The sequence below is a fragment of the Paenibacillus sp. PK3_47 genome (assembly GCF_023520895.1).
GTDB lineage: Bacteria > Bacillota > Bacilli > Paenibacillales > Paenibacillaceae > Paenibacillus_AQ.
Map to the genome: position 1 here is coordinate 4,351,540 of NZ_CP026029.1, position 15,660 is coordinate 4,367,199.

A 15,660-nucleotide genomic window follows, 5' to 3' on the forward strand; every position below is an offset into this window, starting at 1 on the left:
GGAGGCATATCCATGTGTAAGGCGAGAAAAGCTCTGCTCCTTAGTCTGGTGATGCTGGGCAGTCTGCTTGCCGGCTGTTCCGGTCCGGGCCAGGAGGTGAAGACAGCCAGCAGTCCGGCTGCAGCCGTATTTGAACAGAGCAGGCCTTTGAATGCTGCATTCTCGGATTCCCGTTTGGCAGGGATGAAGGGGGTGGCAGAGAACGGACAAATGCGTTTGTTCATTAATGAAGAAACAGGCGAAATTGCCGTGCTTCATACCGAAAGCAACCAGCTCTGGTTCAGTAACCCGCCGGAGCGGGATCAGGATACCCTGGCGGCAGGAGTCAACAAAGGCCTGCTGTCTTCCCAGCTCCAGCTGGATTTCTACAACAGCTTTGGTCAGATGAACTCCATCAATACGTTTACGGACAGCATCGCGTACAAGCAAATCAGCTCAGAGACCATCCCGGACGGAGTGCGTGTGTCCTATCAATTCGGAACGGTTCAGGCCTCCGCAGAAGATCTTCCCGCCATGCTGAGCCAGGAACGCTATGAGGAATTGACGGGGAAAATGGATAAGACAGGTAAACGTGCGGTCGCTATTGCTTATAAGGAGGAAACGGAGAAATCAGCCTATGTCCGCAATGACAGCGCGCTGCAGGGGCTGCAGCTGGAACGGGCACTGAAGGCTTTTGAAGCGATCGGGTACACGGAAGAGGATTTGCAGAAGGATGCAGCCGAATTCAATCTGGAGGAGGCCGGGGAGGAGCCGCGTATCTTTCAGGCAGCTATCGAATATACGCTGGATGGAGACAGCCTGATCGCCAGGGTTCCAGTAGAAAGAATTTATTATCCGGCTGAATATCCTGTGAATTCGGTCTCCCTGCTAAGCTTCTTCGGAGCCGCGGGCCAGGAAGAGAAAGGCTCCATCCTGGTACCGGACGGCTCCGGCGCCCTGATTCATTTCAACAATGGTAAAACGAGATATTCTGCTTACCAGCAGACTGTATACGGCACGGATCAAACGATGGATACGGCTGATGTGGTCTCAAGGGAAGAAGCAGTCCGCCTGCCGGTCTTTGGCATGCTCAAGGAACAAAAAGCGTTCCTGGGCATTATTGAAGAGGGCGCCCCGGTTGCGACAATCAATGCAGATGTAGCAGGCAGATTGAACAGCTATAACTATGCGTATCCGAGCTTTTATGTGGTGAACAAGGGCAGTGTAACGCTGGATGCTAACGGTCAGCAGCGTTCACTGCCAAGATTTCAGGAGAATCCGATGAAATCGGACTTTCAGGTGAGGTATGTCTTTCTCTCAGGAGAAAACGCTACCTACCAGGGCATGGCCAAATACTACCAGCAATATCTGCTCGGCAAAGACGGACTTCCGCAGCCGGCTGCAGAGACGGATGATCTGCCGTTCTATCTCCAGCTTGACGGCAGCATCACGAAGAAGAAGCATGTTATCGGCATTCCGTACAATGCGCTTGAGCCGCTGACCACCTTCGGCCAGGCGCAGATGATTCTCGATAAGGTTCAGGCCCAGGGGATCCATAATATCAAGCTGAAATACACAGGCTGGTTCAACGGGGGGATGAATCATGGAGTTCCGGACCGTATCCGCGTTGATGGCGCTGTGGGAGGCAAGAAAGGCCTGAAGGAGCTCGCCCAGTATACCGGACGGCAGGGCATCTCGCTGTTTCCGGATATGTCCATCCTCACAGCTCTGTCCGACGATGGTTTCAGTGTGACGAAGGATGCGGCGCGTACACTCCGGGACATCCCGGCGACGCTCTATCCAGTCAACCCGGTAATCAACCGGCGGGACAGGGACAGGACTCCCACTTATGTTGTGGCTCCCCGTCTGGTAGGAGGAGTTGTGGAAGAGATGCTTGAAGGGTTCGGAAAGTTAAATACCGGAGGCATTTCCCTGCGTGATCTGGCAGACAGGCTGAACAGCGATTACCGCAAGCATGAGCAGATGGACCGTACGGAATCGCAGGAAATCTCGGTCAAGGCATTAGCCGGTATTGCCGGAAAGGGCTTGGAGGTTATGGCCAGCGGCGGTAACGATTACGCGCTTCCTTATGTTACGGATCTGACCGAAGCTCCGCTGTCCAGCAGCGGGTTCAAGATTGAGGATGAATCCATTCCCTTCTATCCGATGGTTGTGCATGGCCATATCAGCTATACGGGTAAACCGTATAATCTGTCCACTTATACGAATCCCAAGCAGTATATCCTGAAATGTCTGGAATACGGATCGGGTGTTTTCTTCGAGTGGATTGCGCAGCCCAACTATAAGGTTAAGGATACGGAATATACCGACCTGTATGCAGTGAACTACGAGCTGTGGATGAACGAAGCCGCGGAGATTTACGGCGAGGTGAACTCGGTGCTGCGTAATGTACAGGGCCAAAGCATCGCTTCCCATGAGAAATTGGGCGAAGGTGTCTTCAAAACGATCTACGGGAATGGAGTTTATGTCATTGTGAATTATAACGGTACGCAGGTCACCGCTGAGGGCAAAGTCATCGAAGCGGAAAGCTACACGACAGGAGGAGGACACACATGAAACTGACGGCCCCGCTCCGTTCGTCCCGGAGAACGTATTCGCAGCGTAAGGCAGTGTACGGCTTCCTCTATGTGCTGCCCTGGCTGCTGGGATTCCTGTTCTTCTTCCTCGTGCCGCTGATTGCGTCCTTCCGCTTCAGTCTGAGCAATATTGAAGCCAATGCGAACGGAATTATTGTTAACTATGCCGGCTTCAAAAATTATGTAGAAGCTCTGACCGTCAACACCAGCTTTAACCGGACGCTGACAGAATCCATTGTAACCATGGTTGTTAACGTTCCGCTGATCGTCATCTTCAGCTTGTTCCTTGCCGTGCTGCTTAACCAGAAGTTTCTGGGGAGAACGGCGGCAAGGGCCGTGTTCTTCCTGCCGGTTATTCTTGCCTCCGGTGTAATCATGAATCTGGAGAGCACCAGTCTGGTGCAGGCGGTGAATGACAGCAACGCCGGCGGCAAGGCTGTCAGCGGATTAGGCAGCTTCGAGCTGGCCCGGATGATGATACAAGCCGGCATAAGCGAGACTATTGTTGATTACCTGACCGGAGCGGTTGACCGTATCTATCAGATTGTCAGCCAGTCGGGCGTTCAGCTGTTAATCTTCCTTGCCGGGATACAGACTATCCCGCCGCAATTGTACGAAGCCTCCAAGATGGAGGGGGCAACGGGATACGAAGCGTTCTGGAAAATCACCTTTCCTATGGTCAGCCCGCTTATTCTGGTCAATGTCGTATACACCATTATCGATTCTTTCTCTACGAACGACATGACCGATCTGATCCGCTCAACCGGGTTTGAAGCATTCAATTTCGGACTGAGCTCGGCCATGGCCTGGATTTACTTTTTAGCCGTATCCCTGATTCTTTTAATAAGCACGTACCTGATTTCAAAGAAAGTATTCTACCAAAACTAGAAGAGGGTGAAAGTATTGCAGGCTTCAAAGTTTCTTGCGATAGAGTGGTGGAAACGATGGCTGTGGTCGTTCGTCCGGATGGTTTTGGTTGCTGGACTCGCTTTTGTAATTCTGTTTCCCATTTTGCAGAAGATCTCTACTTCCATCAAGGATAAAACGGATTTATATTCGCCGATTGTAATATGGGTCCCGGAGCACTTTTCGCTAGACAACTTCAGACAGGTCATTACCATCATGGACTACTGGCCGACACTCGGGAACACGTTCCTGCTGTCAGCCCTGACCACAATTCTGACTGCCATTTCCTGTGCGCTGGCCGGATATGGATTTTCCAGACTCAAATTTAAGGGAAGCAATCTGCTGTTCATGGGCGTGATGCTGACGATTCTGGTCCCGCCGACCACCATCCTCATTCCGGTCTATCTGAACTTGAAGGATTTCACACTGATGGGGCTGATCCCGCTGCTTACCGGAGGCAAGTCCCTGAACCTGCTGAACACCTACTGGCCGTTCATTCTGACTTCGCTGACGGCTAACTCGATGAAGGCCGGTCTGTACATCTTTATATTCCGGCAGTTTTTCCGGGGCATACCGATGGAGGTGGAAGAGGCAGCTTATATCGACGGAGCGGGGATCGGCAAAACCTTTTTACGGATTATTCTGCCCAATACAATTCCGGCGATCATGACGGTTCTGCTCTTCTCCTTCGTGTGGCAATGGAACGACAGCTTTTATACGACGACTTATTTGACGACCAGCAAGGTCATGTCGATTCAACTTGCTTCCCTGCCTTACAATCTGGGGATTATGCTCTCGGACGGCGCGAATTCAAAAGTGGACCCGTTCTATCAAAGCATGGTGCAGGATACGGGGATTCTGCTGGCCATTCTGCCGCTCATTATCATTTATATCTTTGTACAGCGGTATTTTGTCGAGAGTATCGAACGTACCGGGATTGTAGGTTAGCATGATGCAGACAAACTTCAAACTTCCGGAGCCCTTCCGGAGGCAGGTCAGGGAGCCGCTGCTGCTTGAGTGCACAGCAGATCTGGATCCGGAGGGTTGCTTTGGTGAACAATGGATCGCTGTTTCCGGTGAAAAGCTGATCGTATGGCATACGGATGAGGCGCCAAGGATACATCTGCCTCTTGCTGAAATCACAGATGCACGGGCGGTTTCTGCAGTAGGCGGAGGAGCACTGCATATTGACACAGACTTTGGACCGGTTGTTGCGGTCCGTTATACCGCGGCATTGACCCCGCTGTTTGATTATGCCGCTAAATTGATCAAAGCCGCAGCGCAGGGCGAAGAACTGCCCGTTCTCTCCGAACGGGATCTTCCCCGGAGCTGCCCGCACTGCGGAAATCCGCTCGATGAAGGCATGCAGATCTGCGCCCAGTGCATGAACAAGGGCAAGCTGGTGATCCGGATGCTAGGCTATGCGAAGCCCTATAAGCTTCAAATGATGGTTGCCGGAGTGCTGCTTATCCTGACAACACTGGTGGAGCTGATTCCTCCTTATTTGACGAAGATCATGATCGACGATGTGCTGGGGGCTGCCGGGAAGGGCACCAGGCTGCTCGCTGTAATCGGCGGACTGGGGCTGACTATCCTCGTAATGGCGGCAATGCAGGCTGTCCGGGGGTTGATCGGCATCTGGGTAGGCTCCAAGCTGATGGGTGATTTCCGCAAGGATATTTTCAGTGCGCTTATGAAGCTGTCACTTGCTTTCTTTGACCGGAGGCAGACGACCCAGTTCATCGGCCGGGTGAATAATGATGCGGAAGCGATGCGGCAGTTTCTGACTGACGGCGTCATTTATGTGATCGGGCAGCTGCTGCGCTTTGTGGCCGTGCTGCTCATTTTATTCAGTCTTGACTGGAAGCTGACGTTGTTTGCATTGATTCCTGTTCCGTTCATGGTCCTGCTGTCCATGAAGATCTGGCCCAAAATCGGACGGCTCGCTTATCAGCAGTGGAGATCCATTTTGCGGCTGAACATGCTGGTCGGCGACTCCCTTCAAGGCATCCGTGTCGTTAAGGCGTTTGGCCGTGAGCGGACCGAAATGTCCCGCTATGAGCGGACCAATACGGAAGTGGTGCACAACAATCTGAGGATGGAGGGGATGTGGCAGTTCATATTCCCCATATTCAGCCTGGTGACCGGAGCGGGAACACTCCTCATCTGGTATCATGGCGGAAACAAAGTTCTGGAAGGGACACTGCAATTAGGAACACTGATGGCACTGCTGTCCTATCTGGGCATGCTGTTCGGTCCTCTGGGATGGATTCAGCAGATGATCAATTGGACCAGTACGGCCATGGCAGCCGCCTACCGGGTATTTGAGGTGCTGGATACTGTGCCTGAAGTCATGGACGTTCACGATCCCGTACCGATTGGTACGATCAAAGGGGATGTGGCGTTTACCAAAGTAACCTACGGCTATGAGAAGCATAACCCCGTACTGAAGGAAATCGATCTGCAGGTAAAAAGCGGTGAAATGATTGGTCTTGTAGGTCATTCCGGAGCGGGGAAATCCACCTTTATTAACCTCCTGTGCCGGTTCTACGATACGGACGAAGGCTCCATTTCTATTGACGGCATTCCGATCCGCAGTATCAGCCAGACCGATCTGCGCAAGCAAATCGGCGTTGTGCTGCAGGAGACCTTTCTCTTCGAAGGCTCCATCGCCGAGAACATTGCTTATGCCAAGCCGGAAGCTACACCGGAAGACATTATGCGGGCGGCCAAAATTGCCAATGCGCATGATTTCATAGTCCGTATGCCTGACGGCTATGACACACAGGTTGGCGAGCGTGGACACAAGCTGTCCGGGGGAGAAAAGCAGCGGGTCGCCATTGCCCGGGCGGTCATTCATGATCCGCGCATCCTCATTCTGGATGAAGCAACGGCTTCAGTCGATACCGAAACCGAGCGTCAGATTCAAGAGGCGATTGCCCGCCTGGTTCAGGGAAGAACGACGTTTGCCATTGCCCACCGCTTGTCGACGCTCCGTAATGCCGACCGGCTGGTCGTGCTGGACAAAGGGCGCATCACTGAGGTAGGCACACATGAAGAGCTGTTGAATATTCCCGGAGGAATCTACCGTAAACTGGTTGATGCGCAGCAGGAGCTGTCCAAAATCAAGGGGGTGGAGGTCTGATGAAGGATCCTTATGAAATCCGTATCCTTCCCCCCGCAGCTGTAAGCCTGGAGCGTGGAGCGGGCGGCGTGCTTGGAGGAAGAATCGAAAGTGTCCATTATGAAGAGCTGACGGTTTACCGGACTTTTCCGTTCCGGTTTGACGAAGAGTACATCTCTGTCCGCAATGCCAAGGGAGAAGAGCTTGGCATTATCCGGGAGCTGGCCGGGTTAGATCAGGACAGCAGGGAGGAGCTGCGGAGGGAGCTGCAATTCCGCTACTTTTTGCCGCGGGTGAGCCGGATTGTCAGTATCAGGTTAAAATCGGATCTCTGGCTGTGGGAACTTCAGACCCATTTGGGTCCAACCCGGCTGGCGATGAGGAATCTCCAGGATTATGTACAGCTGCAAAGCGGGGGGCGCGTCATTTTGTCAGATATCAGCGGCAAGCGCTGCCAAATCACCGACTGGCGGAGTCTGGACGGCCACAGCCGCAAATTGCTGGAAGATACGTTATGAATGGCTGTACCTTTCTCACTTGCAGGTGCTAATTCTATAAATTATAGGGTGAGATCTAAAGCTTGTTAGGTTGTACGATCAATCAGGGTCCGTTACAGTTTAGAAGAGAAGTCTGCTTCGCGGAAAGAATCGATGATGAAAGGGGTTAACAAGCTATGAACCATCTTCAGAGCAACGAACTACCTAAATTATACGAGGCATTTCAGTCTGATTTCCGGATCGGTGCAGCTGTGAATCCGCATACCCTGACGGTACAGCGGGAGCTTTTAGTCCGGCACTTCAACAGTGTCACCGCTGAAAATGAGATGAAGTTCGAACGGCTGCATCCTGATGAAAACCAATATACCTTTACGGAAGCCGACCGCTTAATGGCGTTTGCCGAAGACAACGGCATTGCAGTCAGAGGCCATACGCTTGTCTGGCATAACCAGACTCCAGCCTGGGTGTTCGGGAATGCGGACCGTGAAACGCTGCTGGGGCGGATGAATTCGCATATTGATACCGTAGTATCCCGCTATAAAGGCCGTATCTACGCATGGGATGTCGTCAACGAAGCGATCTCCGACCAAAAGGGCGAATGGCTGCGCCCCTCCAAATGGCTCGATATCGCCGGAGAGGATTTTATTTTGAAAGCGTTTGAATATGCGCATGCCGCCGATCCGGATGCCCAGCTTTTTTACAATGATTATAACGAATCCGATCCGGAGAAAAGGGAGAAGATTTACCGTCTCGTGCAGTCGCTCCAGGAGCAGGGCGCGCCGATTCACGGCATCGGGCTGCAAGCTCACTGGAATCTGGTGCATCCTCCGCTGGATGACATTCGTGCGGCAATTGAACGGTATGCAAGTCTCGGCATGAAGCTGCATATTACGGAGCTGGATCTCTCTGTATTCCAGTTCGAGGACCGCCGGACCGGTCTGACGGCTCCCGAGGAAGGAATGCTGGAGCAGCAGGCCGAGCGCTACCGGCAAATTTTCAGGCTGTTTAAGGAATACAAGCAGCACATTGACTGCGTCACGTTCTGGGGGGCAGCGGATGACTATACATGGCTTGACAACTTCCCGGTACGCGGACGGAAAAACTGGCCGTTCCTTTTTAATGACAAACATGAGCCCAAGCAGGCATACTGGGACATTCTTGAATTGGCGGGAGAATAACATGAATACGATTACCATTCATAATCCGGTCATTTGGGGTGATGTTCCCGATCCAAGCGTCATCCGGGTGGGCGATAGCTATTACATGATCAGTACAAGCATGCACTCGATGCCCGGGTGTCCGGTCATGAAATCGAAAAACCTGATGAACTGGGAAATGGTGAGCTATGTGTTTGACAGCTTCGAAGACAACGATGCCCATAAGCTGCTGAACGGCAAGGCTATTTACAGTAGCGGATCGTGGGCGACCAGCCTGCGTTATCACGAAGGCGTTTATTATGTCTGCTTCTCCAGCAATGACATGCAGCAGTTTTATGTATACCAGACGGGGGATATCGAGAACGGCCCCTGGGAGCGGTTTGTGATTCCGGGCCTGCACCATGATCCCAGCCTGCTTTTTGATGAAGGGCGGGTGTTCGTCATTCACGGCAACGGCAGCATCCGGATTACTGAACTGACGGCGGATGCCCGCGCCCATAAAGAGGGAGGCCTTGATGAGCTGCTCTTTGAGACGGAAACCGAGGGTATCGGCCTGCGCTGTGAGGGCTGTCATGCTTACCGGATGAACGGCTATTATTATCTGTTCTTTATAGAATGGCCGAGTAGCGGCAACCGGCGGCGCAGGCAAATTGTCTACCGCTCGGCTGAACTGCTGGGTCCCTACGAGCGGCGGATTGTGCTGGACGACGATATGGGGTATCAGAATAATGGCATTGCTCAGGGCGGTATTGTCGATTCAGCGGCTGGAGACTGGTTCGCTGTGCTGTTCCAGGACCATGGCGCTGTCGGCCGGATTCCGTGTATCGTTCCGGTGCACTGGGAGGAGGAATGGCCGGTATTCGGTGTGGATGGCAAGGTTCCGGAACAATTTGAGGCGGCTCTGCCGGCGGAAGATGTCCAGCCGCTGGTAATCAGCGACGGCTTTGAATATGACGGAAACAGGCTGGCTTTGAACTGGCAGTGGAATCATGTGCCGGACCCTGACCTTTGGTCTGTCACCGAACAGCCGGGAAGGCTGCGCCTGCGGACAGGAGCCCTGTCGCAGAGTGTGGAGTATGCCCGCAATACGCTGACACAGCGCACGGAAGGACCCTCATGCAGCGCTTCGGTGCTGCTGGACCTGTCGGGGCTCCGTCCGGGCGACCGTTCGGGTATGGTTGCCCTGCAGCATCATTTTGGCGCAGTCGGTATCTGGATGGATGATAGCGGAGCGCGCTTCGTGGTCATGAGCGTGAACGGAGAAGGCGGTCAGGAGATGCCTGTTGAACGTACGCCTTATGAGCACAGCATAATTCACCTGAAGATGGAGTTTGATTTTGCCGGGAGCCGTGACATCGCGGGCTTTCTCTATTCCGCTGACGGGGAGAACTGGCATACCATCGGCCGTCCGCTGCAGATGAAATATACACTCGATCATTTCATGGGCTACCGGATCGGCCTGTATTGCTATGCCACCATCAAAAATGGCGGATATGCTGACTTTGACGATTTTCGCTACAGCAAGACCTTTTAAGACCTTTTAAGGATATTCAGCTTTGACCAGGACGTCTGTTATTCATAGTTCACTTGCGCTGCAAGGCTGGTAAAAAGGCGATTCTTCCGGTAGCGGAGAATCGCTTTTTTTGAACAAAAAGCTATAACTCCTCAGGTCATTTCAGGACCATCAACAGGTTGTGGCCTTCCGGGCATGAAGGTAAAGTTATTCCTGTGTCCAAAGGATTTCCCGGAAGAAGCTGCACATGTGAATGCGGTTACAAAATGATGAAGGAAAGGCGGTGGCGCCTGTGCTGACGGAGAAGCAGCCGGAAGACAGTGAAATCATATTGCAGGCATCCGGGATCAAGCGTGTATTTGGCAGGGGAGGAACCGCGGTGACAGCCTTGTCGGATATCCATCTGTCCGTTCCCCGGGGGGCTGTTGTCGCGCTGAAAGGAAGGTCGGGCTCGGGGAAAACCACACTGCTTAATATTCTCAGTACACTGGACGATCCGACGGAGGGCTCGGTGCACTTCGAAGGAAAAGAGATCACCGGATTATCCGCCAGAGCGCGCAACGAGCTGAGGCGCAGGGATATCGGGCTGGTTTTTCAGGCCTACGGACTGGTTCCCCTGATGACCGCGCTTGAGAACGTCGAGTTTGGCTTACGGATTGCCGGCTCCTCCAAGGCCGGCCGTGAAGAGGCGGAATGGGCGCTGGAACGGGTGGGAATGAAGGAGCGGATGAAGCACCGTCCGCCGGAATTGTCGGGAGGAGAGCAGCAGCGGGTTGCCGTTGCAAGGGCCATCGTGCACAAGCCCAAGCTGCTGATTGCAGACGAGCCGACCGCCGAGCTTGACAGCCGTATGGGGCTGCAGGTCATCAGGCTGTTCAGGGAGCTGGTCAACGGCTCCGGAATGACCATTCTGCTGACTACACACGATCCGGACATTATGGAGCTGGTAGACCATGTCATTGCATTGGAGGATGGAAAAATTGTCTCACAAACAATTAAGGGTTCTCCCGTTACGTAGGATACGGCTGCGTATTGCCGGAACTTCTCTGCTGCTGCTGCTGGCTTTGTCCGGGCTTGCAGGCTGTTCACTGCTTCCCGCTGAACAGGAGCTGCAGCCGCCGCTCGTGCAGCCGGTGCAGCAGGAGTATGACATGGAAGAGGTGGTTACCGGGGATATCCAGACCTTCCTGAAGGGAACAGCCACCTTTGCTTCCGGTCATGTGGAGGCTTTATCGTTCAAGGAGTCGGGAGGTGTTCTTAAGGGAATCCCCGTAGAACTGGGCCAGAGCGTGAAGGCAGGCGAGCTTCTGGCCGAACTGGAGACAGGGGATCTTGAACTGCAGATTTCTCTGCAGCGGCTCAATGTGGAACGCGCGCAGCTGCTGTATAAGCAGGCCAAGGCGTCAGGGGCAGCTGCGACTGATCTGCGCCTGCGGCAAATTGATTATGAGCGGGAGACGATTTCACTCGGCCATATGGAGAACAAGCTGGCCAAAGCGCGCTTATATTCGCCGATTGACGGCACTGTAACGTACATTCAGACGTTGAACACCGGCGACTATATCAATGCCTACCAGTCTGTCGTAACCGTCTCCGATCCTTCCAGTCTTCAGCTCACCTATGTGGCAGGCGATGCGGGCGATTTGCTGCCGGTGGAGACCGGCATGCCGGTAAGCCTGAAATACAAAGGCAAGGACTACAGCGGCAAAGTTCTGCAATCGCCTGCAAGCGCTCCGGCGACGGGGAATCAGGAGACAGTCGACCGCAATGCGGTGACGCTGATCGTCGATATGGATAACAAACCGGGAGATATCCAGGTGGGAGACGTCGCCGAGCTGACCATTGAACTTCAGAAGCGGGAAAACGTTCTGATCCTTCCGCGCGCGGCAATCCGCGCCTATATGGGCCGTTACTATGTACAGGTGCTCGACGGAGAACGGCGCAAGGAGCTGGACATAGAGGTGGGGCTTATGACTCCGACAGAGGCTGAAATCGCGAAGGGACTCCAGAAGGGCCAGAAAGTCATTTTGAACAATTAAGGAATGGCTGCCGGCTTCTTTATCCAAAGGTGCAAAAATTGAGGTGAATGCATGGCTTTATGGACAATAATTCTCCGCAAAATGGCGGCAAACAAGTGGCTGCAGTTAAATCTGCTGTTGGGGCTGACGGTCTGTGTGGCACTGTTCAGCTCCATGCCGTTATATTCGGGCGCCATTCTGCAGCGGACGCTGCAGAAGGAGCTTCAGCAGTTGCAGGGGCAAAAAAACGTATATCCGGGATTCATCCGGATCGCCACGTCCAATTCTGCGGAAACAATGGATGAAAAAACAGCCGAAGCCATTAAAAAGGCCGATCAGTTCGTGCAATCCATACCGGGCCGGGCAGGGCTGCCGGCGCTGTCCTTTTACCAGCAGCGGTTCACCCAGAAGTTCAAGGTGTACGGCTCTGATGCTTCCGAAATGGAGCAAAGGACCCAAAAGTCTGCCGGAGCGGTAAAAGCCTTGTCAGATATGGAGCAGCGGGTGCGCTTGCTGGCAGGCCGTATGCCGGTGGACCGCACAGATGGGGTCATGGAGGCTCTGGTGACGGACAGCTTCCTTCTGAAGGTCAAACGCGACCTCGGCCAGGAACTTACTGCCGAAGTATCAGAGCAGACCAGGCTCCGCATTATTCCAGTAGGCATTATGGCAGCCGATCCGGCAGCCGATCCCTACCTGTCTTATACAGCCGAAACCGACAGTGACGGGTTTATCATTCCTTTCGGGCAGTTTGAACGGGAATTTACCGCCGGCGGCAAAGCCAGAGTGTCGGATCTGGAATGGAGGTATGCTTTGGATTACAGGGCGCTCAAGGTTGAACAGATAGATCAGTTTGTGCAGGCGGATAAAGATATCCGCCGGTATTTCAAAGGCCGGATCGGCGCGGCCGAGATCAATGTTCCGGCGAACGAAACGATCCTGTCGTACCAGGGAAAAGCAGAGAAGCTGGATGTAATGCTTCTTTCACTTTACTCCCCGGTCATGATCATGCTTGCGTTCTATCTGTACATGACTGCCAATCTCATTATCGAACGGCAAAAAAATGATATTGCGGTACTCCGCAGCCGCGGGGCAAGCCGGTGGCAGATTATGACGGCTTATCTGCTGGAGAATCTGCTTCTGGGCTTCTTTGCGTTAACAGCCGGACCATTTATCGGTGTTCAATTCACCAAGGCACTGGGTGCGGCGAACGGGTTTCTGGAATTTGTGAACCGGTCTCCTCTGGAGGTCGCATTGTCCGGTGAAGCCTACCGGATTGCAGCAGCTGCGGTGGGTGCCGCTATTCTGCTCATTCTGATCCCCGCCTTTCTTGCAACACGTATCAGCATCGTCAGCCAGAAACGCGAGTCCGCGCGGCTGGGCAAACTGACATTCTGGCACAAGACCGGTCTGGATATCATATTAATCGGCATTGCTGTATATCTGCTGCGGGGGTTCAATAACCGGCAGGAGGATCTGCGTAAGCTGGCGCTGGATTCAAGCGCATTTCAGGTTGATCCGCTTCTGTTTCTCATGCCGGCTTTGTTTACGCTGGGCGCCGGGCTGCTGGTGCTTCGTCTCTATCCGTGGTTTATCCGGTTAGTCTTCTGGCTGGGCCGCCGCTTCTGGTCACCGGCGCTGTATCATACGCTGATTCAGATCAGCCGGTCGTCCGGACAATATTTGACGCTGATGCTGTTCCTGATCATGACAGTCGCCACCGGCCTGTTCAGTGCAGGGGCGGCCCGTACAATCAATGACAATATGGAGAGCCAGATCCGTTATTCTGCAGGCGCCGATTTTACACTGCAGACGCGCTGGGAAAGCGATGCGCCGGTTGCAGTCTCTGAAGCTTCTGCTGCCCGGGAGGCGGCAGCCCCCGGGGATAGCGGCAGTACAAAGAAGCGCGTGCAATATACGGAGCCGCCCTTCCCGCCTTACCGGGAACTGGCGGGTGTAGAAGCGGCTGCTAAGGTCTTCCGCAAAGAGAACGCCCGGTTTACCGCAGGCCAGAAGGGTGTGTCAGGAAAAACGGCATTGTACGGGATCGATACCCTGGATTTCGGCCGGACTGCCTGGATGAAGCCGGGACTCCTCGACTATCACATCAACAGCTATCTGAACCTGATGGCATCGGATTCCAATGCCGTGCTGGTCTCCCGTTCCCTCGCTGAAGCTGCCAAGATAAAGCCTGGTGACAGTGTCTCTGTATCATGGGACGGCCTGGATCAGGTGCCGTTTACCGTCTATGGCATTATCGACTATTGGCCGGGATGGAGTCCGCTGCCCGCCGGTGGAGAAGCCGGGGCTGACCCGGATGCAGGCCAGCCGAAGCTGATTGTCGGTCATCTAAGCTCTATCCAGAACCGGCTAGCCGTAGAGCCTTACGAGACCTGGCTGAAGCTGGACAGTCCCGAGGCGGGCAAAGGGGTGTATCAGGAGCTGACGGCAATGAAGCTGCCTGTCACCCGTTACCGCGACGCTACACAGGAGCTGGTGTTGTCGCAGAATGATTCGTTCCGCCTCGCCATCAACGGGATTATGACGCTCGGCTTTGTCATTTCCATTATGATCAGCTTCTTCGGATTTTTAGTGTTCTGGATTTTGACCTTGTCCGGAAGAACACTGCAGTACGGAGTGCTGCGGGCGATGGGCATCTCCTTTCCGCAGCTCATTGGCATGCTGATCAGCGAACAGCTCTTAACCTCCGGGGCTGCTGTACTCATCGGCGCCGGCATCGGCAGTATGAGCAGCAGGCTGTTTGTGCCCCTGTTCCAGATGTCGTTTGCCGCCAGCGAACAAATGCCGCCGTTTGAACTGGTAAGCCGTCTCAGCGACTACCTCCAGCTGTATGGCATTCTCGGGACGATGCTGATAGCCTGCATGCTGATTCTCGGCCATCGGCTGTCAAAAATCCGGATTGCCCAAGCGCTGAAGCTCGGGGAGGAATAATGATGATTCATTGTGAAGGACTGGTCAAAATTTATAAATCCTCGGATCTAGAGGTCGTTGCCCTGCAGGGATTGGACCTTCAGGTGAAGGCTGGAGAACTGATGGCGATTATCGGCAATTCCGGGAGCGGAAAGTCGACACTGCTCAACATGCTGGGCGGACTCGATAAGCCTTCGGCAGGAAAACTGCTGGTTGACGGGAAGGATCTGCTTGGATTCTCGGAGAAGGATCTTGTCCGGTACAAACGGGAGACCGTCGGGTTTGTCTGGCAGAATAATGCGCGCAATCTGCTTCCCTTTTTGACGGCCATTGAGAATGTGGAGCTGCCGATTCTGCTGCGCGGCAAGCGGCGGCGGGCGAAGGCCGAAGCTTTGCTTGAAGCAGTCGGGCTGAAAGACCGCATGAAGAATTCGCTCAGCCAGCTTTCCGGAGGTGAGCAGCAGCGGGTCGCCATTGCCATTGCTCTTGCCAATGATCCGCGGCTGCTGCTGGCCGACGAGCCTACCGGCTCGCTGGATACCCGAACCTCCGAGCAGGTTCTGGATTTATTCCGGTCCCTGAACCAATCCATGGGAATTACTGTTGTCATAGTAACCCATGATCCGCTGCTGGCCCGCAAGGTGAACCGGGTGGTGCAGATCCGTGACGGCATGACCTCCGCCGAGATGATCCGGCGCATCTCTTATGCTGAGGAACTGGCGAGGATGGAAGCGGAGGGGCTGCTTCAGGAGCAGGAGAGTCATATTGAATATGCTGTTGTCGACAAAGCCGGACGGCTGCAGATTCCTGCGGAATTGCTGGAAGCTGAGGGATTCAAAGGAAGCAACAAGGTGCGTGTGGAGCTGGAGAACGGGCGGATTGTCCTCTTGCCGCCGCAAAGGAAGGGTTGAGAGGTTTACTTTAATTAATGGAGGATT

The 15,660-nt window shown here is 53.9% G+C and carries 11 protein-coding genes; all 11 read left to right on the forward strand.

Going from position 1 to position 15,660, the window contains the following annotated elements:
- Positions 1-12 precede the first annotated feature (12 nt).
- The 11 genes from C2I18_RS19300 (at position 13) to C2I18_RS19350 (ending at position 15,633) form a co-directional block, all read left to right on the forward strand.
- Positions 13-2,556, forward strand: coding sequence for a DUF5696 domain-containing protein (locus C2I18_RS19300; RefSeq protein WP_249897365.1), 2,544 nt, complete (start codon positions 13-15; stop codon positions 2,554-2,556).
- Positions 2,553-3,464: a carbohydrate ABC transporter permease gene (locus tag C2I18_RS19305; RefSeq protein ID WP_249897366.1), complete on the forward strand. Its 912-nt coding sequence runs from the start codon at positions 2,553-2,555 to the stop codon at positions 3,462-3,464. Before C2I18_RS19300 ends, C2I18_RS19305 begins: the two co-directional genes overlap by 4 nt.
- A gap of 78 nt (positions 3,465-3,542) precedes the next feature.
- Positions 3,543-4,430, forward strand: coding sequence for a carbohydrate ABC transporter permease (locus C2I18_RS19310; RefSeq protein ID WP_481857949.1), 888 nt, complete (start codon positions 3,543-3,545; stop codon positions 4,428-4,430).
- Between the two features lies 1 nt (position 4,431).
- Positions 4,432-6,627, forward strand: coding sequence for an ABC transporter transmembrane domain-containing protein (locus C2I18_RS19315; protein ID WP_249897367.1), 2,196 nt, complete (start codon positions 4,432-4,434; stop codon positions 6,625-6,627).
- Positions 6,627-7,124, forward strand: coding sequence for a DUF1854 domain-containing protein (locus C2I18_RS19320; RefSeq protein WP_249897368.1), 498 nt, complete (start codon positions 6,627-6,629; stop codon positions 7,122-7,124). The genes C2I18_RS19315 and C2I18_RS19320 overlap by 1 nt, the downstream gene beginning before the upstream one ends.
- Positions 7,125-7,279: 155 nt before the next feature.
- Positions 7,280-8,281, forward strand: a complete 1,002-nt coding sequence (locus C2I18_RS19325) for an endo-1,4-beta-xylanase (protein ID WP_249897369.1) — start codon at positions 7,280-7,282, stop codon at positions 8,279-8,281.
- Between the two features lies 1 nt (position 8,282).
- Positions 8,283-9,794 carry a glycoside hydrolase family 43 protein gene (locus C2I18_RS19330; protein ID WP_249897370.1) on the forward strand — a complete coding sequence of 504 codons (1,512 nt, stop codon included), beginning with the start codon at positions 8,283-8,285 and terminating at the stop codon, positions 9,792-9,794.
- Between the two features lie 232 nt (positions 9,795-10,026).
- Entirely contained in the window at positions 10,027-10,791 is a 765-nt protein-coding gene (locus C2I18_RS19335; protein ID WP_249897371.1) for an ABC transporter ATP-binding protein, read from the forward strand.
- Entirely contained in the window at positions 10,745-11,812 is a 1,068-nt protein-coding gene (locus C2I18_RS19340) for an efflux RND transporter periplasmic adaptor subunit (protein WP_249897372.1), read from the forward strand. The genes C2I18_RS19335 and C2I18_RS19340 overlap by 47 nt, the downstream gene beginning before the upstream one ends.
- A 51-nt stretch (positions 11,813-11,863) precedes the next feature.
- On the forward strand, positions 11,864-14,743 hold the full coding sequence (locus C2I18_RS19345; RefSeq protein ID WP_249897373.1) for an ABC transporter permease: 2,880 nt from the start codon (positions 11,864-11,866) through the stop codon (positions 14,741-14,743).
- A gap of 2 nt (positions 14,744-14,745) precedes the next feature.
- Positions 14,746-15,633, forward strand: coding sequence for an ATP-binding cassette domain-containing protein (locus C2I18_RS19350; RefSeq protein ID WP_249902172.1), 888 nt, complete (start codon positions 14,746-14,748; stop codon positions 15,631-15,633).
- Positions 15,634-15,660 lie beyond the last annotated feature (27 nt).